Below are 21,659 nucleotides of genomic sequence, written 5' to 3'. Positions count from 1 at the left end.
GGAACTGGGAACGCGGGTCACCGCGACTGCACACCGCTCCCGGTGTCCAGGTACTCCTGGAACCGTGCCATGCAGGGCAGACAGTGACGGTCGGTCTCGGTCCCGGCGGCTCGCGCGTCGCCGGATATGTCGACGCCACACAGGCTGCTGGACTGATGCCGTTCCATCACGTGCCAGACCAGCGCACCCGTCTCGGTCTCCGGACCTACGCACATTTCGTACATGGGGGACTCCTCCTTCGACGGCTGCCCCTCCAGGAGACCCCATGTTCGGCCGCACATCTCAGCGGGAGCGCCATCCGGGTGAAGCCGACGTCCCAGCGGCCCAGTCCGCCTTGCGCGATGCTTCCTACACGTGCGGGCGGCGCCCGTGCTCCTGGTGCGGGAACCGCTGGTCGGCGCCCGGCAGGGTGGGCTTGGGGAGCGTCGCCACCTCCTCCTTCGCCTTCTCCAGCTGCCCGGCGGTGTCCTCGGGGAGCCGGGGCGGACGCGGACTGGCGCCGGAGAAGCGGAAGGCCGAGGTGAGGTCGCCGAAGGTGGACCGCCGCCAGTCGGTGATGTTGGGCTCCGCCACACCGGTGAAGCTCTCCAGGAACTGGAGCGCCGAGGTGTGGTCGAAGGCCTCGGAGGCGACCCAGCCGCCCACGGTCCAGGGCGAGACGATGACGGCGGGGACCCGGAAGCCTCCGCCGATCGGCAGCCCCTTGTTGAACTCGCCGGGCGTGCCCGCGGGCGGGGTCGGCGGGACCACGTGGTCGAACAGGCCGTCGTTCTCGTCGTAGCTGAGGATGAACGCGGTCTTGCGCCACACCTTCGGGTTGGCGGCGATGGCCTCGATCTTGGAGGCGACGAAGTCGGCGCCGGCCGCGGGCAGGTAGTGGGGGTGCTCCGACTGATAGCTCGTCGGTATGATCCACGACACCGCCGGGAGGCGGTCATTGCGGGCGTCGTCCTCGAACGTGCCTTCCGGCTGCGGTCGCACGCCCCGCTCGTACAGGTCGGAGCCCGGCTGCGCGTCCTTGAACGTCTGGAACCGCTCCAGCATGTTGCAGCCGTAGTCGTCGTCCTGCTGGTACACCTTCCAGCTGATCCCGGCGGCCTGCAGGCGTTCGGCGTACGTCGTCCAGCGGTACGGCGTCCGCGCGACGTTGCCGGTGATCGGTCCGCCGTGGGTACCGTCGGGGTCGATGCTCGCGGTCATCCACATCAGACGGTTGGGCCAGGTGGGGCCCAAGACCGAGCTGAAGTAGTTGTCGCAGATCGTGAAGGTCTCGGCCAGCGCGAACTGGAACGGGATGTCCTCGCGGGTGTAGTAGCCCATGACGTAGGGGCCGTTGACGCCGTCGGCCTTGCGGTGGGCCGGCAGCCACTGGTCCATCCTGCCGCCGTTGAAGGCCTCGTGCTGCACCGACCAGGCGTGGCTCGTGGACGGTATCGCCTGCGCGCTCGAGGTGTGGGTGTCGAGGTGGAAGGGCAGCAGGTATCCCGTCGGGTTCTCGGCGTCGGGCTGGTAGAAGACCGAGCGCCCGGTGTCGAGCCGCAGCGCGTTCGGGTCGGCGAAGCCGCGGACGCCCGACAGGGTGCCGAAGTAGTGGTCGAACGACCGGTTCTCCTGCATCAGCATGACGACGTGTTCGATGTCGCGCAGCGAGCCGTTCTTCGGCGGCTCGGCGGCGACGGCCTGCTGGACGCTCGGCGGAAGGAGCGAGAGCGCCGCGGCGCCGCCCAGCGTGCCCGCGGCCGAGCCCAGGAGTCTGCGGCGGGTCAACTCAGCCATGTTTGTTCCTTGTTGAGCAGTATGCGATGAGGGGGGAGAGGTGGCGGTTCCCGTACCGGGACACCGGCCGCTGATCATTCTCCGCCCGGGTCGACGAGCACATCAGGGGAGTTGGTGAACATGCGGCCAAGGAGCCGCATGGACTTGGCGAAGCCATGACCTGCGCCATCGCGGCGTCGCCCGGCCGTTGCCTCAGCGTAGGAAATGGTGCCGGATGCACCTATCAGGGCGGGCGCGCATGCGGCCCTTCGGGACCACGGGCAGCCGGCCCGTCAGCCGGCCCACAGATCGCCGCTGTCGCACACCCGCGCGTCCATGTTGCGTTCCATCATGCACAGCGCGGCGTCGGCCAGGTCGGCGTGGATGTGGGCGACGGCGTCACGCGGAACGATCACCCGCAGGTGGCGGATGTGCGCGTCGAGGGCCGAGTACAGCACGCACTGCTCGGTGACCTGGCCGCACAGCACGAGCCGGTCGATGCCCTGCTGGCCGAGCAGGTAGTTGAGCGGTGTCTCGAAGAAGATCGAGTGGCGGGCCTTGACCACGAACAGGGAGGTGTCGTCGGGGCGCAGCGGCTCGACGAGGTGCCCGTACGGGCCGTCCAGGGCCTTGGTGAGGAGTTCGCCGTGGTGCGAGCGCCACTCGCCGAAGTTGTCGTTGACGTAGATGACGGGCACACCATAGCGGCGCGCGCGGTCGAGGAGGCCGGCCACCACGGGTACCACGGTCCGCACCGACTCCAGAAGCAGTTCGGCGTCGTCGTGGTCGTAGGTGTTGATCATGTCGATGACGATCAGCGCGGCGTTGCCCATGCTCCCCCGGGTGCCCACGGATCGGCCCGGGCCGCGCCTCGATCGCCCTGCTCCTCGGCGCCCCGCGCAAACGGGGCACCCGGTGGGAGCCGGAACCTGTCACCCGGGTCCGCCCGGATGCGCTCCGGGGGCCGGGGGGCGCATTCTGGCTGTGTAGTCGCCCGTGTGACGGCGCACGGACAGGTAGGGCCGATGACTGGGAGCGCCGAAGCGCCACATCCGACGCCCGGACGGCTGACGGACCTGCTGATCGACTCCTCGACGGAGGCGGTCAACGCGGCCGGCGGCCTGGCGGGAGGGGTATATCTGCGCTCCCGCCCGCCCGGACTGCTGCGGCTGGCCGTGCTCGCCGGACTGCCGGGCCCCCTGTTCCGCCCCTGGTGGCGGCTGCATGTGGACAGTCCGTTCCCCGCCGCGGACGCCCATCGGCTGGGCGTCCAGGTGGTGCTGCCGAACGCCACGGAGACGATGCGCCGCTACCCCCAGTTCGCGGCCGGTCTGCCGTTCCAGTTCGGCTCCCTCTACGTGCCGGTCGTGGCGGGCCCGGACCGCTTCGGCGTCCTCACCGTCCTGCGCCCCTCCGTCGCGGACGCGGCCGAGGTGCTGACCGCCCGCGAGCGCATGGCCGCGCTGGCCCAGGATCTGGGGGCCGCCCTGCGGAGCCTGGAGGGGGGAGGTGACGAGTCCGTCGTCTGGGAGGGCGACCCCGTGTGCGTGCGGCCGTCGGCCGCGCGTTCGCGGGTGGAGCGCATGGGGCGGTTCGCCTGGGATCCGGCCACGGCCGCGGTGACCCTGGACGAGGGTCTGCACGCCCTGCTGGGCGCGCCGCCTGCCGGATTTCCCGGAACCTGCGAGGCCTTCGCGCAGGCCGTGTCCCCCTCCGACGCGCACCGCGTTCTGGCCGCGCTGCGCGGGACGGCCGCCGGCCGGCCGCCGCCTCTGCCGCTGTACCTGCGTGCCGCGGACGGCGCGCTGCGGCTGATGGACCTGTGGAGCACGTACCACGACGCCGCCCCTTCAGGGGTACGGCCCGATACGGGGCCGGTGAAGGGCATCGTCCTCGATCCGGGCCCGGGCGCGGTGGCCGACGCTGCCGCCGACCAGCTTCCGGACGGGGTGTTCTGTCTGGACCGGGCGGGGCTGGTCGTCTACGCGAATCCGCCCGCCGCCCAGCTGCTGCGCCGGTCCCGGCCCGAGCTGCTGGGGAGCGCCCTGTGGGAGGCGGTGCCGTGGATCTGCGGGCCCGACGTCGAGGACCATCTGCGCGGCGCCCTGCTGTCGCCGGAGCCGGTGCACTTCCACGTGCGGCGGCCGCCCGCGCCCGATCCCGAGGCCGCGCCGCGGCCCTCCGAGGGCGACTGGCTGTCCCTGTCCGTCCACCCCGGCCCCGACAAGCTGACCTGCACGATCCGCCCGGCAAGCCGCGTTCCGGACACCGCCCCGGCCGACCTCGCCCCCGAGGTCGGCACGGCCGCGTCCGGTGTCGCCGCCGCGCCGGCGCCCGCGTACCGCCCCATCGTCCTCGCCATCGCGCTGACGGAGGCGGTCACCGCCCGCCAGGTGTCCGCCGTGGTGATGCGCGAGCTGCTGCCCGCGTTCGGCGGCGGCCGGCTCGCCATCTACCTGCTCCAGGACCGGCACCTGTACCTGGCCTGGGAGGCCGGCTTCCCTTCGGGGTTCCTCGCCCCGTTCGAGGGCGTGGGCCTGGACGCGCACCTGCCCGGCGTCGAGACCCTCACGACGGGCCGCCCGCTGTTCTTCGACTCGATGCGGCAACTGGCCGCGGCCTACCCCGACATCGCGCTGGACGCGACGGAGGGCGCCCGCGCCTTCCTGCCCCTGATCGCCTCCGGCCGGCCGGTCGGCTCCTGCATCCTCGGCTTCGACCGCTCGCGCAGCTTCGACACCGAGGAACGTACGGTGCTCACCGCGCTCGCCGGGCTCATCGCCCACGCCCTGGAGAAGGCGCAGCGCTACGAGAACGAGGCCGCGCTCGCCCGCGGGCTCCAGCAGGCCCTGCTCCCCCGGCGCCTGTCCGCGCACCCGCGGGTGGAGACCGTCGGACGCTACCTGCCCGGCACCCAGGGCATGGAGGTGGGCGGGGACTGGTACGACGTCGTCGAGGCCGGGGACGGTCTGGCCCTGGTCATCGGCGACGTCCAGGGGCACGGGGTGCAGGCGGCGGCGACCATGGGCCAACTGCGCAGTGTGGTACGGGCGTTCGCGCTGGGCGACCGGCCGCCGGACGAGGTCATGAGCGGCACCAACCATCTGCTCATCGACCTGGATCCCGGGCTGTTCACGAGCTGCTGCTACCTGCGCCTCGACCCCGCCACCGGGCTGGCCCGGGTGGCCCGGGCCGGGCACCTCCCGCCGCTGCTGCGCCGGCCCGACGGCCGCACGCACGCGCTGGATCTGCCCGGCGGCGTGGTGCTGGGGGTGGACCCGCGCGCCCGTTATCCGGTGACGGAGCTGCGGATGCACCCCGGCGACATCCTGGCGCTGTACACCGACGGGCTGGTCGAGCGGCCCGGCGGCGACATCGACGACGGCATCACCGCGCTGCGCGTCGCCCTGTCCAGGGCCGGCGCTCCCGCCGCCCGTCCGGGAGGCCGCTCGCTGGCGGGCGTGGCCGACCGGCTCACCGCCACGGCCCGGCACACCGTCGACCGCCCCGACGACATCGCGCTCCTGCTCGCCACCCGCCGTACGGAGCGGTGACAGACGCCGCCGTCCGACAGTCCGGACGGGAGTGCGGCCTGTCACCCCACGAGATGCCCTCTCGCCTCGCGCGGCCCGGCAGTGTAGACATGGGCGCATGGTGCGACTCTTGGGTCGATCCGGGGCCCGGCCGAACCGTCGTCCCAGCGGTCCCCGTCCTTCACAGACAACCGGTCCCTCTCCCTCACCGCAGCGCGACACAGGAACGTCGCACCTGCGGTCCGCGCTGAGCGGGCGCAGCGTCGCCGGTCAGGTGTTCGTCCTGCAAGTGGTGATCGTGCTGCTGCTGGTCGTGGCCGCGGTGGTGGCCCTGGTGCTCCAGGTACGGCACGACAGCACGAAGGAGGCCCGCAACCGTTCGGTCGCCGTCGCCGAGGCGTTCGCCAACGCACCGGGCACCGTGGAGGCGTTGCGCGGTCCCGATCCGTCGGCGGTGCTTCAGCCGCGGGCCGAGGCGGCCCGCAAGGCGACCGAGGTGGACTTCATCGTCGTCATGAACACCGACGGGGTCCGCTACAGCCATCCCAGGCCGGACCGCATCGGCAAGAAGTTCGTCGGGACCATCGCCCCGGCGCTGGCCGGCCGCACCGTGACGGAGGAGATCGACGGGACCATCGGCCCGCTGGTGCAGGCCGTGGTGCCCGTCAGGGCCGCCGACGGCAAGGTCGTGGGCCTGGTGTCGGCGGGGATCACGACCGAGAGCGTGGGCGGGGCCGCGAACCAGCAGATGCCGCTGGTGCTGACAGCCGCCGCGGCGGGCCTCGCCCTCGCCACGGCGGGCACCGCGCTGGTGAGCCGCCGGTTGCTGCGTCAGACGCACGGCCTGGGCCCGCACGAGATGACCCGCATGTACGAGCATCACGACGCGGTGCTGCACGCCGTACGCGAGGGAGTCCTCATCGTCGGCGGCGAAGGCACGCTGCTGCTCGCCAACGACGAGGCGCACCGCCTGCTCGAGCTGCCCGACGACGCCGAGGGACGGCATGTGCGCGACCTCGGCCTCACCCCCGACACGGCCGGTCTGCTGGCCTCCGGGCGGATCGCCACGGACGAGGTGCACCTGGTCAAGGACCGGCTGCTGGCCATCAACCAGCGGTCCACCGACAGCCAGGGCGGCCCGCCCGGCAGCGTCGCCACCCTGCGCGACTCCACGGAGCTGCGCGCCCTCTCCGGCCGGGCCGAAGCGGCCCGCGAGCGCCTCAACATGCTGTACGCCGCCGGGGTGGGCATCGGTACGAGTCTGGATGTCACCCGTACCGCCGAGGAGTTGGCGGAGCTGGCCGTGCCCCGGTTCGCGGACTTCGTCTCGGTGGACCTGTACAGCGCCGTACTGAGCGGCGGGCAGCCGGAAGCGGGGAAAGCGCTGCGCCGCGCGGCGGCGAGCGGGATCCGCAAGGACGCGCCGCTGTACGCGGTGGGCGAGCAGATCCGGCTCGTCGACTCCGCTCCGCAGGCGCGCAGTCTCGGCACCGGGCAGGCCGTCATCGAGCCGCGCCTGAGCGAGGCCCAGGGCTGGCGGGCACAGGACCTGGAGCGTTCCGCCCAGGTGGTGGAGTACGGCATCCACTCGCTGATCACCGTGCCGCTGCGGGCGGGCACCCTGGTGCTGGGCGTGGTCAGCTTCTGGCGGTCCCAGAAGCCCGAACCCTTCGACTCCGACGAGGTGGAGCTCGCCGAGGAACTGGTCGCCCGGGCCGCGGTCTCCATCGACAACGCGCGCCGCTACACGCGCGAGCACAGCATGGCGGTGACGCTCCAGCGCAGTCTGCTGCCGCGCAGCCTGCCCGAGCAGGACGCCCTGGAGATCGCCTACCGGTATCTGCCCGCGCAGGCGGGCGTGGGCGGCGACTGGTTCGACGTCCTGCCGCTGTCCGGCGCGCGCGTCGCGCTCGTGGTGGGCGACGTCGTCGGCCACGGGCTGTACGCGGCGGCCACGATGGGCCGGCTGCGTACGGCGGTGCACAACTTCTCCTCCCTGGATCTGCCGCCCGACGAACTGCTCTCGCTGCTCGACGAGTTGGTCGGGCGCATCGACCAGGACGAGACCGAGGAGGGATCGAGCGCCCCGGTCACCGGCGCGACCTGCCTGTACGCCGTCTACGATCCGGTCTCCCGGCTCTGCACCATCGCCCGGGCCGGCCACCCGCCGCCGGCCCTGATCCGTCCCGACGGCACCGTGGAGTTCCCGGACGTGCCGGCCGGTCCCCCGCTGGGGCTCGGGGGCCTGCCGTTCGAGACGGTGGACCTCGAACTGGCCGAGGGCAGCCGGCTCGTCCTCTACACGGACGGCCTCGTCGAGGACCGCGAGCACGACATCGACGTGGGCCTCGAACTGCTGCGCACCGCGCTGGAACAGGCCGGCCGATCGCCCGAGGAGACCTGCCAGGCCGTCGTCGACGCCCGCCTTCCGGCCCGGCCGAGCGACGACATCGCCCTCATCGTGGCGCGCACCCGGGCCCTGGCCGCCGACCGGATCGCCGAGTGGCAGGTGCCGTCCGACCCGGCGGCCGTCGCCGAGGTACGCGCCTCGGTCAGCCGTCGGCTGGCCCAGTGGGGCCTGGACGAGCTGACGTTCACGACGGAGCTGGTGCTGAGCGAACTCGTCACCAACGCGATCCGCTACGGCGGGGAGCCCATTCAGGTCCGTGTGCTGTACGACCGCACCCTGATCTGCGAGGTCTTCGACAGCAGCAACACCTCACCCCACCTGCGGTACGCGGCCATGACGGACGAGGGCGGACGCGGACTGTTCCTCGTCGCGCAGCTCTCCGAGCGCTGGGGCACCCGCTACACGCCCGAGGGCAAGGTCATCTGGGCCGAACAGTCCCTGCCGCGGGACGCCGGGCCACTCATAAAGTGAGGTTATGACCTCATAGACCGGACCCGCGTACCAAGTTAGGCTTGCCTTAGTTTAGGCTTCCCACCGAGTCGATCTATCACCGCTCGAAGGGAACCTGACCATGCCCCGCCCCCTGCGGGTAGCCATCGTCGGAGCCGGCCCCGCCGGAATCTACGCCGCCGACGCCCTGCTCAAGTCCGAGGTGGCCGCCGAACCCGGCGTGTCCATCGACCTCTTCGAGCGGATGCCGGCCCCGTTCGGGCTGATCCGTTACGGCGTGGCCCCCGACCATCCCCGCATCAAGGGCATCGTCAAGGCCCTCCACCAGGTCCTCGACAAGCCGCAGATCCGGCTCTTCGGCAACGTCGACTACCCGACCGACATCAGCCTGGACGACCTGCGGGCGTTCTACGACGCCGTGATCTTCTCCACGGGCGCGACGGCCGACCGCGAGCTGTCCATTCCCGGTGCCGACCTCGACGGCTCGTACGGAGCGGCGGACTTCGTCTCGTGGTACGACGGCCACCCGGACGTGCCCCGCACCTGGCCGCTGCAGGCCGAGAAGGTCGCCGTGCTCGGCGTCGGGAACGTCGCGCTCGACGTGGCGCGCATCCTGGCCAAGACGGCGGAGGAGCTGCTGCCGACGGAGATCCCGCCGAACGTCCACGACGGACTCAAGGCCAACAAGGCGCTCGAGGTCCACGTGTTCGGGCGCCGCGGTCCGGCGCAGGCCAAGTTCAGCCCGATGGAGCTCAGGGAGCTGGACCACTCCCCCAACATCGAGGTCATCGTCGACCCCGAGGACATCGACTACGACGCCGGCTCGATCGAGACCCGGCGCGGCAACAAGCAGGCCGACATGGTCGCCAAGACCCTGGAGAACTGGGCCATCCGCGATGTCGGCGACCGGCCGCACAAACTGTTCCTGCACTTCTTCGAGTCGCCGTCCGAGATCCTCGGCGAGGACGGCAAGGTGGCCGGCCTGCGCACCGAGCGCACGGCGCTGGACGGCACCGGCAACGTCAAGGGCACCGGCGAGTTCAAGGACTGGGACGTCACCGCGATCTACCGCGCGGTCGGCTACCTGTCCGACAAACTGCCCAAGCTGCCCTGGGACCTCGACTCGGGCACGGTTCCGGACGAGGGCGGCCGGGTCATCCAGGAGAGCGGCGAGCACCTCCAGTCGACGTACGTCACCGGCTGGATCCGGCGCGGCCCCGTGGGCCTGATCGGGCACACCAAGGGCGACGCCAACGAGACGGTGTCCAACCTGCTGGCCGACCACGCGAACGGCCGCCTGCACACCCCGGCTTCGCCCGCTCCCGAGGCGGTGGACGCGTTCCTCGCCGAGCGCGAAGTCCGCTTCACCACCTGGGAGGGCTGGTACAAGCTGGACGCCGCCGAGAAGGCGCTGGGCGAGCCGCAGGGCCGCGAGCGCGTGAAGCTCGTCGAGCGTGAGGACATGCTCAAGGAGAGCGGCGCGTAAGGAACTAGAACGGCTCGAACGGTCCCGTCGGCCGGAGCGGTCCTGTGCGACCGCTCCGGCCGACGGCGTGCCGTCCCGGGTCGTCTCGTGCGGGGGCTGGTCGCGGCGCCGGCCTGGGCGGGCGGTCGCGACCTCGCCGCTCGCTGACACGGGGCGCCGATACGGCCGCCTGGCCGAGGGTGCCGCCGAGGACCACGGCGAGGACGGAGGCGCCGAGCCACGGATGCAACGCGGCGAGGCGCACCGCGAGGATCAGCAGGCCGAGTACGGCCAGGGCCATCGCCCCGCAGGCGGTGCTCCGGTACGTGCGCCGGGTGCGGCACAGCAGGTGGCCGGCGCCCAGCCCGAGTCGAACGCGAGGGGCAGCAAGTCGACGGAGGCGCCCATCACCACGCAGCAGGCCGGGTAGACAAGCCCGGGCGAACCGAAGGGCAGGGACGCCGGCGGGGCGTCACAGCACGGCGACGGTCAGGACGAAGAACGTCGCGTGGGTCATGCTCTTGGATTCGTTCGCAGTACGGCGAACAGGGCCCGCCCCAATGCGGATGGTGGGCGGGCCCTGTTCGGTGAGCCATTGTGGTGGTCCCGCCGCGCGCGTGGTACGAGTGAACGCCCGCTGTCCGGGGCGCCCGTCGCACACCCCGTGTGCGGCGGGCCGCCGGACGGGCTACGGGAGGATGGAGTCGACGTATCCGCCGTCGACGGCCCGGGCCGCGCCCTCCTCGGTGCCGAGGTCCACCGCGACGGCCACGAACTCCCCGTCCGGCACCTCGGTCCGCAACTGGTCGACGCTCTTGTCCAGTCGGCCAGGTCACTCCTTGTCGTGAAGCCAGGTGGTCCGGAGTGCTCCTGCCCACGATCTCGGACGATCCACGTCCTCGCAGATGGGGCCTGGCGGTGCGGGGAGCAAGCGCGCACCCGGCCGACCGACTACGGGTACCCCACGTGATCGGCGGCGAGGAACGGCGGCGATACTGGTACTCGCACGTGCCCCTGCTTCCAGTTGGACTCATGCCGACCTCCCGCACCGTCCGTCCCACGCTTCCCCCCACGGTGTGGCTGGCCCGTGGCCGCCACATCGGACCCGATCCGCAGGACGTCATCCGGCGCCGTCTTCAGCACCTCAAGGACGCCGGGACCATCGACGACCACCTCGAACCCGAGACCGAGACCGAGGGCGGCCGGGAGCCGCTCTTCGAAGCCCGCTGGCGGGTCTCGGAGGGGGTGACCGTGCGGGCCCGGCTCACGATCGCGGCCGACTCGGGCGGCGGGCACGAATGGGTGCTGACGGCGGAGGCGGAAAGTCCGTGGGACCAGCGGTGGCCCTCCCCCGCCACCGTGTTCTGGCCCGACGCGGCGGATACCGGCTGGGACCACGACGCCGCCACCGGCCTGCGCTTCCGGGACGTCAACCACCTCCCCGCCGACGACAAGGCCATGCGGCGCGTGCTCCGGGACGCCGTGCGCGGCAGCTGGGCCGTCAACGTCGTGGTCCACGAGGCGATGACGCCGGACGAACGCGGCCGTCTGCCGCTGGCCCGGCTGCTGCCGGAGAGTCTGCGGCACCGCGTGGTGGAGCACCGCGCCGCACCGCACCAGCTGCGCGCCGTGAACTGGGCCCTGCGCGAGATCGGCGTGCAGGTGCCCCGGGGCGGCGCCGTGGTCCTGCCCGGAACTCCGGCCCCGCCCGACTACACCGGGGACGACTTCTCCGTACGCAGTGTCTTCCTCGACGGCTCGGAGCCCTCCGAACTGATCGACGCCCTGACCCGGTTCGCCACCTCGCCCAGACCGCTGCCGGACGGTGCCGTCGACGCCCTCACCGCGCTGCGCGAGCAGTGGCAGCTGCTGACCCTCGAAGAGGAGCTCGCCCGCGAGCGCAAGCTCGTGACCATGTACGCCGAGGCGCTCGACGCCATGACGAAGTCCCGGGACCTGTACCGGGAGGCCGCCGAACGGGCCCACGAGGCGCTGGCCGCGTACCGCGAGTCCGCGGCCGCGGTCTCCGAGCCGCCACATCCGCCCGCCGCGCACCCCACGTCCCCGTTCCAGCAGCTCACCCGCACGCTGGAACGCCTCAAGAGCACGGCCAAGGCGCGCCGCCCCGCGCCCGACACACAGGACGAACGCGGACCGGATCCCTCCGAGCACTAGCCGAGAAGCGTGCGCGCCCGGTCGCGGCGCGCACCAAGGTAAGGCGGCCTGCCGCCTACGGGCGCGGGCGGTGCACAGCTCCCTGACGAGGTCGAGGTAGTGGATGCTCTCGTTCCGTCGGGTGATCAGCGGGGCTGTCGGTGACCAGGGCGGGTGGACGAAGAGCGCGGTGCCGGGTCAGTCCCGCACTCGCTGCGCCTCGGCCATCGGCCGTGGCGTCGGGCGGCGCGGCGGCTGTACCGCCAGGCAGGCGACCAGGGCCGTCAACGCCACCAGGGACGCGCACACGGCGGCCGTACCGGCGAGCCAGGCAGGGGCCAGGGGGAGGTCCAACACCCGGGACAGTTCGGCCGAGTCCACCCTGCCCTCGAACAACTGGCCCGCGGCCGGCGCCGCCGGCACCACGACCGCCGCCGCGAGCATCGGCACGCTCGGCCGTACGGTCAGCGCGAACGCCAGCAGCGCGCACACGGCCGACACGGCGAGGGCGAATCCGTAGACCGGGGCGGACGCTCCGTCCCGGTCCAGCGGGAAACTGAGCACGGCGCACGCGCCGAGAGCCAGGACGGCGAACCGAACCGGCCGCGCTACCGGCATCGTCGCCGGATCCGGCGCCCGGTACTGCCGACGGTAGACGGGGCGGCCCGTCCGACGCAGGCCCCGGGAGGGAGCCTCGACGAGCCCGACCGGACCACTGTGCGTATCCAGGCCCTCCGCGGCCTCCGCCGGCTGCGGCGCCGGCTCCCGCTGCGGCGGTTCCGCGCGTGTCCGCCGCTGCTCGTCGGCCAACCGGCCGATCAGGTCCACGAGTTCTTCCACGGGCCGGCCCGCGGCAGCGGCCCGTACCGCCTCCTCGCCGCAGTGGGGTTCCAGCGGGGTCCGGTGCAGCAGTGCCAGCAGCCGGGTCACCTCCGCCACCGGGCGGCTTTCGGCAGCGGCACGGATCGCCTCGTCCGCGCTGGCGGCGTCGCGCGGCGGCCGGGTCAACAGGGCGACCAGCCGGGTGACGTCCTCCACGGACCGGCCCACACCGACCGCGCGGAGGGCGGCGACCGTGGCCTCGGCGTACTCGGGTGACTGTTCCAGCAGCGTGATGAGGTGGGCGATGTCCTCGAGCGGCCGGTCGGACACGGCCGCACGCACCAGTTCGCCGACCGGATCGCCGTACTCGGAGGTCTCGGAGTCGGCGTGTTCGACGTCGGCGTGCTCGACGTGCTCGACGTGCTCGACGTCGGAGCGCTCGATGTCGGCGTACTCCGACTCGGCCCGGTCGTCGGCGCCGGTCGATCCGGTCGAGGGTATGGCGGCTTCGTTCGAGTGGGCTGATGTAGGGCCGGTGCTCATGCTCTGCTCCAGAGGAAGAGTTCGTCTGCTCTTGGCGCCCCCGAAATGCGACACGCGACGTTACGGTGACCATTACTAGGCCGCCTGGCTGCGGCCTGCCACCCGGGTGACCCACAGGTGTGAACGCGGCTCGACAGGCCGTCAGCCACCGGACCGACCGTCCCTCTGCGCGTGCTGACACACGTTCGGCAGGCCATACGGGCGCCATAACCGGGAATCCGACTCATGGCGGGCCCGCAGCGCGGCACGCCGGGGACCAGGAGGCCGCCCGTGGATCCGACCACAGCAGTGATCGTCGTCGCCGCGCTCCTCGCGGCACTCGCCCTGACCGTCGCCGTCGTCCTGCTGGTACGGCTGGTGCGGGCCCGGCGCAGCCTACGGCGTGCGGGACTTCCGGCGGGGCCGCGCTGGGTCTTCTGGGGTGCCCTGCTGTACTTCGTACTGCCGACCGACCTGCTGCCCGACCCGGTCTACCTGGACGACATCGGCGTACTGCTTCTGGCGTTGCGCACCTTGCGCACCTCTCCCGGCGAACGCGATCACGAGGCACCACGCCGGCCCTGACTACACAACGTAAGGAAACCATTCACCCGTTCGATTCGTATAAGTCTCTGGAAGCCGAAGGAAGTCGGCGGACCGAGCGACGCCGCGGGGTGGGGCGTCGCGTGATCGAGCAACACCGGTGAGGGAGAGACGATGCAACCGTTCGCGCTCAACTACGCACGTCCGGCAGCGGAGTTGGAGACCACCACTCCGTATGTCTACGACTCCGGACTGCAGTTGAACGTGCTCCTGGACGGGCGGATCGCCGCCTGTGACCACGACCTGATGAGGAAACTGGGGACCACGACATCCACCGCGGGCTCCAAGACACACTTCGACGACTGAACACGGGCCGTCGACGATGACCGTGTTGATTCTGACCTGCGAAGAGGACGTGACCGCCGACATGGTGATCGTGCACCTCAACGCAACCGGGATCCCGGTGGTCCGGTTCGACCCCGCCGATCTGACCGGCGGTGTCGCGCTGTCCGGCGAGTATGTGCACGGTGCGTTCCGCGGGCATCTCTCGTCCGCGGGCCGCCTGGTGAGCATCGGCGGGCTGCGCTCCGTCTGGGTGCGCCGGCCCGGGATCCCGGCCGCCCGGGCGGCCGAGCCGTCAGCCTGGCTGACCGAGGAGGCCTCGCAGGCGCTCTACGGCATGCTCCGCGGCTGTGACGCGCGCTGGATGAACCATCCCGACGCGGCCCGCCGGGCCCGTCACAAGCCCTATCAACTGCGTCTGGCCCAGCGCTGCGGCCTGCCGGTGCCGGCCACTGTCATCACCACGTTCCCGCAGGCGGCCCGCGAGTTCGCGGATCGCTACCCGGACCTGGTGGTGAAGCCGGTCTCCGGCGCGCATCCACAGGATCCGCCCAGGGCGGTGCCGACCAGCCGCGTCGCCCCGGACACCGACTTCTCCGCCGTCGCCTTCGGTCCCACGCTGCTGCAACGGCGGGTCGCCAAGCGGGCCGACATCCGCCTCACCGTCGTGGGCGAGCGGATGCTGGCCGCCCGCAAGGCGGTCGCCGACGACGCGGACCCCGAGGAGGTCGACGTCCGCTTCACGCCGAGCGCCTCGCTCTGGCGCGCCACCGATGTCCCGCCACGCCTCGCCACGGCCATCCAGGCATACGTCCGTGACGCCGAACTGGCCTACGGCGCCTTCGACTTCGCCGAGGACGCGGACGGCACCTGGTGGTTTCTGGAGTGCAACCAGTCGGGGCAGTTCGGTTTCGTCGAGGTGGACACGGGTCAGCCGATCGCGCTCAGCGTCGCCGAGTGGCTGGCCCGTCCCGGTCCTGAGCGAGGGGCCGACGTCAAGGATGCTGATACGACGGTGCGCTGACGCCGGGTCAGTGCGGTCTGGGTCCGGGCAGGGCCGCCCGCTGCCAGCCGGCGCCCGGGGAGGCCGGACGTTCGGTGGGGAGGGAGGCGCCGTAGGACTGCAGTGGTCGCATGACGTACTCCAGTTCCCGGATCACCCGCTCGGCCTCCTTGCGGGCGTGAGTGGGGACGTCGCCGCGCTCCGCGACGAGTCGGTCGTAGATGGGGGAATCCTGGAACACCCGTCAACTCGCCTTTCGTATGACTGCCCACACACATGGGCACAGCTGACGAGTCTAGGCGCCCCGGACATCGCAGGACGCATTCCGGCGGGGGACTTGACGTCACCCACGGGTCCACTCGCGGTGACGGTCGTCCCCACAGCAGGTTGAACAGGCGTGTGAACATGGCAAGTTGGACGGTGCTGTCGCGCTCGACGAAGCGGCGGGCGGCGGGCGGGAACATGCCGGCCGCGACGGTGACGGGTCCGGCCCATCCCATGAATACCGCGCGTGATCACACAGCGGCGGACGCGGACACCATCATCGTGCCGGGCTGTTCCGAGGTGGCCGGGCCGCCTTCCGCCGACGTGGTGGCGCCGCTGCGCCAGACCGCCGGGGCGGGCACGCGCGGTTCATCGTGCACGAGTACCCGCCCGTACCGCGAAGCTCGCCCCTGGCGGCGACGGCGGCGCGCTCGGGGATGAGCGAGCACACCTTCAGCCGTCGTCCCGATAGCGCGTCCCTAGGCGCGGCACACCCTGGGGCGGTGCGGTGTCATACCGCGAGCTGCAAGCCCTCTTCCTCGTCCGTGTCCGTCGGCGCGGGTGCCGGGCGGCCGGCGGCGAGGAGCAGGGCGTCCGCCTTGGCGACCGCCTCGTGGATGTCGGTCGTGCCCGTCATCACGCACAGCGTGTAGCTGACATCCTCCAGTTCGCGTGCCGTCGTCTGCCTCCTCCTCTCCGCCTGAGCGATCCGCAGTGATGCGTATCGGGTCAGCAGTTTCCTGACGGCCTTCGGGTCCGGAACGAGCACGTAGAGCCCCTCTCTCGAGTTTCGCTGCGTATGCCCGAACGGCGGCGGATCATTCGCCTTCGTCGCTCCCCGGCGCGCAATTGGCGCGATTCCGTTACTTTCCGCCTGGCCGTCAGGCGACCTGTCCGCTGTGCAGGGCCGTGTACGCCCCGCCCCGGCGCATGAGTTCCTCGTGCGTCCCGATCTCCTGGATCCGGCCGTCCCCCAGCACCACGATGCGGTCCGCGCCGCGCACGGTGGACAGCCGGTGCGCCACCACGAACGTGGTGCGTCCGTGCAGCAGCCGGGCCAGCGCCTGCTGCACGAGCGCCTCCGACTGGGTGTCGAGGGCCGAGGTCGCCTCGTCCAGGACCAGCACCCGGGGGTCGCGGATCAGGGCGCGGGCGATGGCGAGGCGCTGCCGCTGCCCGCCGGAGAGTCTGGCCCCGCGCTCGCCGACCAGGGTGTCGAGGCCCTGCGGCAGCCGCTCGACGAACTCCAGCGCATTGGCGTCGCGCAGAGCGGAGCGCACCGTCTCCTCGTCGGCGTCGTCCATGCCGTAGGCGACGTTCTCGCGGATGGTGCCGTCGAAGAGGATCGACTCCTGCGGCACCACCGAGACGAAGCGCCGGTAGGTGCGCAGGTCGAGGGTGTTCATGTCGGTCCCGTCGAGCAGCAGCCGGCCGGAGGTCGGGCGGATGAAGCCGATGACGAGGTTGAGGACCGTGGACTTGCCCGCGCCGGACGCGCCGACGAGTGCGACCGTCTCGCCCGGTGTCACGGACAGGGTGAAGTCGCGTACGGCGGGCCGGTCGCCGTCCTCGTACACGTGGCCGACACCTTCGAAGGAGACGGCACCGCGCAGGGCGGTGAGCTCGGACTTGCCCTCGTTGTCCTCCAGTTCGGGGGCCTGGAGGACTTCGCCGACCGAACGGACGGATTCCAGGCCCTTGGTGATGACGGGGGCGAGCCCTGCCAACGTTGTCGTGGAGTTGGTGAGCGTGGTCAGGAAGGCGCTGAGCATGACGACGTCGCCCGGGGTGACGCCCCAGACGCCGTAGTACGAGACCAGCGCGGCGCCGGCCAGCACCAGCACGCCGACCACGTTGAGGACCACCCAGGCCAGCGAGCCGAACCGGCCGTTGACGAGGTCGAGGCGCATCCCGGAGGTCAGCAGCCGGCGCAGGGTGCCGTCCATGCGGCGCAGCGCCTTGCCCTCCAGGCCGTGGGCGCGGGTGACCGGGATGAGACGGGTCATCTCCGTCACCCGGGAGGACAGGGTCTCCACCTCATGCCGGAAGTGCTCGTTGTGGCTGCGCAGCCGGGACCTGAGCCGGGCGACGACGAGGGCCGCGGCGGGGACGACGACGAGGAAGACGGGCACGAACTCCGGTGTGCGGATCGCGATGATGACCAGACCGCCGACGAGCACGGTGATCGCCCCGAGTCCGGTCTCCGCGGTCTGCTGCACCATCTGTTCGACGGTCTCGACGTCGCGCACCACCTTGGCCTGCAACACGCCGGCGCTGACGCGGGAGTGGTAGCCGATGGACAGCTGCTGCATGCGCGTGCACAGCGCGGACCGCAGGGCGGTGCCCATGCGGCGCACGCTGCCGTACAGGAGGCGTACGTAGAGGAGGTGCAGCGGGTAGTTGACGAGGAGGATGAACAGGATGATCCCGGTACTCGTCCACAGCCGGGAGATCGGCTGGTGCTCGACGACGGTGTCGATGATCGACGCGGTGATCAGCGGCAGCAGCCAAATGGGGCTGTGCTTGACCGTGAAGACGCCGACCGCCCCGGCGACGCGGTGGCGGTCGTCGCGCAGTAGGTAGGCGAGCGTGCGTATCGGGTGTTCGCCTCGGTAGCGATGGTCGAGTGGTCTCTGCGGCGTCGGCGCCATCGGCGGTGGTCCTCCCCAGTTGCCGTATGCAGGGCAAGCGCTTTCTTCCCTGGTCCGCCAGGAGTACACCGGGCAGCCGGGAGGGCCTTGGGGTGGGGTTCGGTTCGCCGAGTGAGTCGCCGTACGGGGCCGGTGGGCCCTATTCGCCCAGAGTGCGGGCGAGTTCCCTGGTGGCGTGGGCGATCTCGGTGTCGTCGTCGGCCATCAGCCGCCGCAGGGCGCCGCGCCGGTCGCGGACGGCCTGCCGCGCCTTGCGCTCCCACACCACGTGGTTCTCGCGGTGGTTGAGCAGCTTGGGGTAGACGGCGGCCGTGCTCTCCCACTGCCGGGCGTCGGCGATGCTCTTGAGCAACTGGATGATCTCCGCGCGGCAGGTCACGTGGGGCAGCTGGGCGAGCTCCCAGAGGAAGGGAACCGTGGCGGCCGTCGCCTGCTCCACGACGAAGCCGTACTGGCAGATGCGCCTGCGCAGGTCGCCGAGTGCGGCTCGGGAGGTTTCGGCGTCGCCCCAGGCGACGCCGTTGAGGAGCAGGGGAATGGCGGCCGCGCAGCCGGTGGAGTCCTGGATGTCGCGCCACGGCACCCGGTCCAGGGACATCAGGGGCGTGGTCCTGGCCACCCCGCCTGCCGGCTGGTGGCGATCTGCGCGCTCGTTGCTCTGCTGGTGTGTCGGAGCGGTGCGCATGGCGTGAGGCCTTTCCGCGGCGGTCATGTCAGAAGGGAGGGAGGGCAGGTCGGCAACCTGGCCCAGACGGTCTTGCCGGCCGGGGGATTCAGGGTCCAGCCCCACTCCTCGGCCAAGGCGTCGACGATGCACAGGCCACGGCCGTGCTCGTGCAGGGCGGAGTCGTCGGCGGCCGTGTACTTGGGTGGGGCGTCGCCCGGATCGGAGACGGTGAGCAGCACATGGGCGGGGTCGAGCAGGATCCCCAGCCACACGTTCGCCTCGCTCGCGGCGGCCCTGGGCACCCCGTGCGCGACGGCGTTGGCGGCGAGTTCGGTGATCACGAGCACGGCGTCGTCGCTGTGGCGGTCGAGCGACCAGCGGTTCAGTGTGGACCGGGTGAAGGCCCGGGCCAGGGCGAACCCTTCCCTGCCGCAGCTGATGCGCAGCACGGCGGAGTGCGCGCCGTCGCCCGGGTGCACCGGCCTCAGGGTCCGTTGGTCACTCGCGTCCGCCGATCGCGGCGGGAGCTCGCCGGTCAGGCCCGCTCCCCCTGCCTCGGACACAGCCTGACCCGGCTGCCGGAGCACGTGGTTCGCAGGTGATGACACGGCATCTCCCTGATGCGACGTCAAGAGGGGGCGCCGACCGGGGGGGTTGACGCCGGAGCTATTATCCACGCTGAAAGCGCTCGCGTGCAATTGCACGAGAAATTGCACGAAGATGAGTGGGGCGGGAGGGGCCGAAGAAATCCGGCCCGTCCCTTCCCGTAGGCCGGGTCAGCATCCGGCGAGGAACGTGAACAGCGAGGAGACTGCGGTGCCACCAGTGCGGAACGGAGTGCGGGCGAGTTCGTTGGACGTCCGCTGGATCAAGAGCCGGCACAGCAACGCCGAGGGCAACTGTGTCGAAGTGGCCACTCTGGACGGCGGGGACATCGCGGTGCGCAACTCCCGTGATCCCGAGGGTCCCGCACTCGTCTACACGCCGGCCGAGGTGGCGGCGTTCGTCGCCGGTGCCAAGGAGGGCGAGTTCGACCACCTGCTGTGAGCCGGTGATCAACTCCCCTGCGTGTGCGGATGGATGCGGTGCGACACGGTTCAGTGCGATAATGTAAGGCGTCTCTGTGCCGGTTTTACTGGGAGTCAGGATGTCCGCCGAGTCGCATCGCATCTCCCGTCTTCAGCCGTATCTGGACCGGCCCGAACCGGCCCCCACCCTGCTGAAGATGCTCGTCGGCGTGCAGCTTGCGGGGTTCCGCGAGGACGCCGGTCTCGCCCAGGACCAGGCGGCGCGGGAGCTCGGGTTCAGTGCGGCGAAGCTGTCCCGCATCGAGTCGGGCAAGGGCCGCAGGCCCCCGGCGGAGAGCGATGTCCGCGCCCTGCTGGGGCTGTACGGCACCGACGAGTACGAGGCCTCGGTGCTCCTCAAGTTGCTGCGGCGCGCCGGTGAGCCGGGATGGTGGCAGCGATACGACAAGCGGTTGATGCCCGAGTGGTTCGACCGGCTGGTCGGTCTTCAGGAGGCGGCCGTCGCGATCCGTACCTTCGAGATCCAGCACGTGCCCGGCCTGTTGCAGACCCCGGACTACACCCGGGCGGTGGTGGAGCGCGGTCTGCCCGCCGCGGCTTCGGGCGAGGTCCACCGCCGCGTCGAACTGCGCACGCGCAGGGCGCGGTTACTCGAGCGCGATGACGCTCCGAAACTGTGGGCGATCATCGACGAGTCGGCTTTGCTGCGCGTCCTCGGCAGCCGTGACGTCATGCGGGAGCAGCTCGAGCACCTCATCGAGATGGCCGGGCGCCCCCACGTGACCGTGCAGATCGTGCCACTGGACGTGACGAACGCCTCGGCGCCGTCCATCCCGGTCACCTATCTCCGCTTCGGTGGCGACCTGCCCGACGTGGTCTACCTGGAGCACATCAAGAGCGCCAACTTCCTCGAGGACCGCGACGAGACGGAGGAGTACCGGCTCGCCCTGGACCGGCTGGCCGACGAAGCGCTCGAACCGCGCGACTCCCTGCGGATGCTGCGCGAGACGATGGAGCAGCGCTACGGCGCGTGAGACGGCGAACGCCCGCCCCTTGCCGGACCGCTGAGGCCCGGGCAAGGGGCGGCACTGTTTGTGGCGGGGGCGTTTCCCTAGGGGATGCGGGCGACGCCCCCGAACTCGATCCATTCATGGGTGAGCTGACGGGGCGCCACCTCGGAATCGGGTCGCCAGGTGGAGACCTCCACCAGGCCCGGTTCGAGGATCTCCAGACCCTCGAACCACTCGGCGACGTCCTTCTCCTGCCGCACCCGGCCCCAGTGCCCCTGGGTCGCCTTGTCCATGAAGTCGGTGACGAACTCCCGGACCTCGGCTTCCTCGCTGACCAGCTGGCACATCACCATGAAGCTGCCGGGCACCAGCCGTTCGGCCACGCGGTGGACCACCGCGAGGGGCCCGTCCGTCTCGCTGTCGGGGATGCAGTGCATCACCGAGTTGAAGAGGACGGCGACGGGCTGGGTGAAGTCGATCAGCCGCTCGGTGTCCGGGTGCGAGAAGATCGCCTCGGTCTCCCGCATGTCCGCGTGGATGACCGCGGTGCGCTCGTCCTGCTCCAGCAGGGCCCGGCCGTGGACCAGCACCATCGGGTCGTTGTCGACGTAGATCACGTGCGAGGTCGGGTCGATGCGCTGGGCGACCTGGTGGACGTTGTCCTGGGTGGGCAGGCCTGAGCCGTGGTCGAGGAACTGCCGGATTCCGTAGTCCTGCGCGAGCGTCTTGACGACCCGCTGGAGGAAGCGCCGGTTGTTCACGGCCAGCACCCGCGTGCTGGGAACGACCTTGTCGAGTTCCTCGCATGCCGCCCGGTCGGCCGCGTAGTTGTCCTTGCCGCCCAGATAGTGGTCGTACATCCGCGCGGCGGTGGGCACCGTGGCGTCGATCGACGTGGACAGCTGCTTACCGGTATCCATCTTTCCCCCAGCTTCGTGCCGCGCCAACTGGACTGGCAGGACAGGGAGTCCATCCTAGGGACCGGACGTTTGCCGGTGCCAGTCCACCTGCGATTCGGCCGCGAATGAACGCGAGGTGAG

At 71.3% G+C, this 21,659-nt stretch carries 20 protein-coding genes; 10 read left to right on the top strand and 10 right to left on the bottom strand.

Annotation, left to right across the window (positions count from 1 at the left end; genetic code table 11):
- Positions 1-17: 17 nt before the first annotated feature.
- The 3 genes from AB0I77_RS25805 to AB0I77_RS25795 form a co-directional block, all read right to left on the bottom strand.
- A complete protein-coding gene (locus AB0I77_RS25805; RefSeq protein WP_363285048.1) occupies positions 18-224 on the bottom strand; it encodes a hypothetical protein in 207 nt (68 codons plus the stop codon).
- A gap of 124 nt (positions 225-348) precedes the next feature.
- Complete coding sequence (locus tag AB0I77_RS25800; protein WP_363285047.1) at positions 349-1,776, bottom strand: alkaline phosphatase family protein; 1,428 nt, start codon at positions 1,774-1,776, stop codon at positions 349-351.
- A 272-nt stretch (positions 1,777-2,048) separates the two neighbouring features.
- Positions 2,049-2,588, bottom strand: coding sequence for an isochorismatase family cysteine hydrolase (locus tag AB0I77_RS25795; RefSeq protein ID WP_363285046.1), 540 nt, complete (start codon positions 2,586-2,588; stop codon positions 2,049-2,051).
- A gap of 192 nt (positions 2,589-2,780) precedes the next feature.
- On the opposite strand from AB0I77_RS25795, the gene AB0I77_RS25790 reads away from it, so the two are divergent.
- The 5 genes from AB0I77_RS25790 to AB0I77_RS25770 all read left to right on the top strand — a co-directional run bounded on the left by AB0I77_RS25790 (position 2,781) and on the right by AB0I77_RS25770 (position 11,788).
- On the top strand, positions 2,781-5,309 hold the full coding sequence (locus AB0I77_RS25790; RefSeq protein WP_363285045.1) for a SpoIIE family protein phosphatase: 2,529 nt from the start codon (positions 2,781-2,783) through the stop codon (positions 5,307-5,309).
- Between the two features lie 97 nt (positions 5,310-5,406).
- The gene (locus tag AB0I77_RS25785) at positions 5,407-8,169 is read left to right on the top strand and encodes a SpoIIE family protein phosphatase (RefSeq protein WP_363285044.1); all 2,763 of its coding nucleotides are present in this window, start codon (positions 5,407-5,409) and stop codon (positions 8,167-8,169) included.
- Between the two features lie 100 nt (positions 8,170-8,269).
- Positions 8,270-9,634, top strand: a complete 1,365-nt coding sequence (locus AB0I77_RS25780) for an FAD-dependent oxidoreductase (protein ID WP_363285043.1) — start codon at positions 8,270-8,272, stop codon at positions 9,632-9,634.
- Positions 9,635-9,701: 67 nt separating this feature from the next.
- A complete protein-coding gene (locus tag AB0I77_RS25775) occupies positions 9,702-10,043 on the top strand; it encodes a hypothetical protein (protein ID WP_363285042.1) in 342 nt (113 codons plus the stop codon).
- A 602-nt stretch (positions 10,044-10,645) separates the two neighbouring features.
- Positions 10,646-11,788 (top strand): hypothetical protein, encoded by a 1,143-nt coding sequence (locus tag AB0I77_RS25770; RefSeq protein WP_363285041.1) that lies wholly within the window; start codon positions 10,646-10,648, stop codon positions 11,786-11,788.
- A gap of 177 nt (positions 11,789-11,965) precedes the next feature.
- Here the strand turns inward: AB0I77_RS25770 and AB0I77_RS25765 are convergent, their stop codons facing one another.
- A complete protein-coding gene (locus tag AB0I77_RS25765) occupies positions 11,966-13,132 on the bottom strand; it encodes a hypothetical protein (RefSeq protein ID WP_363285040.1) in 1,167 nt (388 codons plus the stop codon).
- A 270-nt stretch (positions 13,133-13,402) separates the two neighbouring features.
- Between AB0I77_RS25765 and AB0I77_RS25760 the strand changes: the two genes are divergently transcribed.
- The 3 genes from AB0I77_RS25760 (at position 13,403) to tgmB (ending at position 15,020) form a co-directional block, all read left to right on the top strand.
- Complete coding sequence (locus AB0I77_RS25760) at positions 13,403-13,696, top strand: YkvA family protein (protein WP_363285039.1); 294 nt, start codon at positions 13,403-13,405, stop codon at positions 13,694-13,696.
- A 132-nt stretch (positions 13,697-13,828) separates the two neighbouring features.
- Positions 13,829-14,020 carry a putative ATP-grasp-modified RiPP gene (gene tgmA, locus AB0I77_RS25755; RefSeq protein WP_363285038.1) on the top strand — a complete coding sequence of 64 codons (192 nt, stop codon included), beginning with the start codon at positions 13,829-13,831 and terminating at the stop codon, positions 14,018-14,020.
- A gap of 16 nt (positions 14,021-14,036) precedes the next feature.
- Entirely contained in the window at positions 14,037-15,020 is a 984-nt protein-coding gene (gene tgmB, locus AB0I77_RS25750) for an ATP-grasp ribosomal peptide maturase (protein ID WP_363285037.1), read from the top strand.
- Between the two features lie 7 nt (positions 15,021-15,027).
- On the opposite strand, the gene AB0I77_RS25745 is transcribed toward tgmB, so the two are convergent.
- The 5 genes from AB0I77_RS25745 to AB0I77_RS25725 form a co-directional block, all read right to left on the bottom strand.
- Entirely contained in the window at positions 15,028-15,240 is a 213-nt protein-coding gene (locus AB0I77_RS25745) for a hypothetical protein (RefSeq protein WP_363285036.1), read from the bottom strand.
- A 534-nt stretch (positions 15,241-15,774) separates the two neighbouring features.
- Positions 15,775-16,032: a DUF5133 domain-containing protein gene (locus tag AB0I77_RS25740; RefSeq protein WP_363285035.1), complete on the bottom strand. Its 258-nt coding sequence runs from the start codon at positions 16,030-16,032 to the stop codon at positions 15,775-15,777.
- A 112-nt stretch (positions 16,033-16,144) separates the two neighbouring features.
- A complete protein-coding gene (locus AB0I77_RS25735; RefSeq protein WP_363285034.1) occupies positions 16,145-17,914 on the bottom strand; it encodes an ABC transporter ATP-binding protein in 1,770 nt (589 codons plus the stop codon).
- A 139-nt stretch (positions 17,915-18,053) separates the two neighbouring features.
- On the bottom strand, positions 18,054-18,599 hold the full coding sequence (locus AB0I77_RS25730) for a hypothetical protein (protein ID WP_363285033.1): 546 nt from the start codon (positions 18,597-18,599) through the stop codon (positions 18,054-18,056).
- A gap of 23 nt (positions 18,600-18,622) precedes the next feature.
- Positions 18,623-19,060 (bottom strand): ATP-binding protein, encoded by a 438-nt coding sequence (locus tag AB0I77_RS25725; protein WP_363285032.1) that lies wholly within the window; start codon positions 19,058-19,060, stop codon positions 18,623-18,625.
- A gap of 337 nt (positions 19,061-19,397) precedes the next feature.
- Here AB0I77_RS25725 and AB0I77_RS25720 point away from each other — a divergent pair, with 337 nt between their 5' ends.
- A complete protein-coding gene (locus AB0I77_RS25720) occupies positions 19,398-19,628 on the top strand; it encodes a DUF397 domain-containing protein (RefSeq protein WP_363285031.1) in 231 nt (76 codons plus the stop codon).
- 100 nt (positions 19,629-19,728) lie between these two features.
- Positions 19,729-20,643, top strand: coding sequence for a helix-turn-helix transcriptional regulator (locus tag AB0I77_RS25715; RefSeq protein ID WP_363285030.1), 915 nt, complete (start codon positions 19,729-19,731; stop codon positions 20,641-20,643).
- A 77-nt stretch (positions 20,644-20,720) separates the two neighbouring features.
- Here AB0I77_RS25715 and AB0I77_RS25710 read toward each other — a convergent pair whose 3' ends face one another.
- Positions 20,721-21,539 (bottom strand): SAM-dependent methyltransferase, encoded by an 819-nt coding sequence (locus tag AB0I77_RS25710; protein WP_363285029.1) that lies wholly within the window; start codon positions 21,537-21,539, stop codon positions 20,721-20,723.
- Positions 21,540-21,659 lie beyond the last annotated feature (120 nt).

Origin of the sequence: Streptomyces sp. NPDC050619, assembly GCF_040654815.1 — a bacterium.
Taxonomy (GTDB): Bacteria; Actinomycetota; Actinomycetes; order Streptomycetales; family Streptomycetaceae; genus Streptomyces.
The sequence above is the reverse complement of the archived record's forward strand: the minus strand, read 5'-3'. Positions and strand labels throughout refer to the sequence as shown.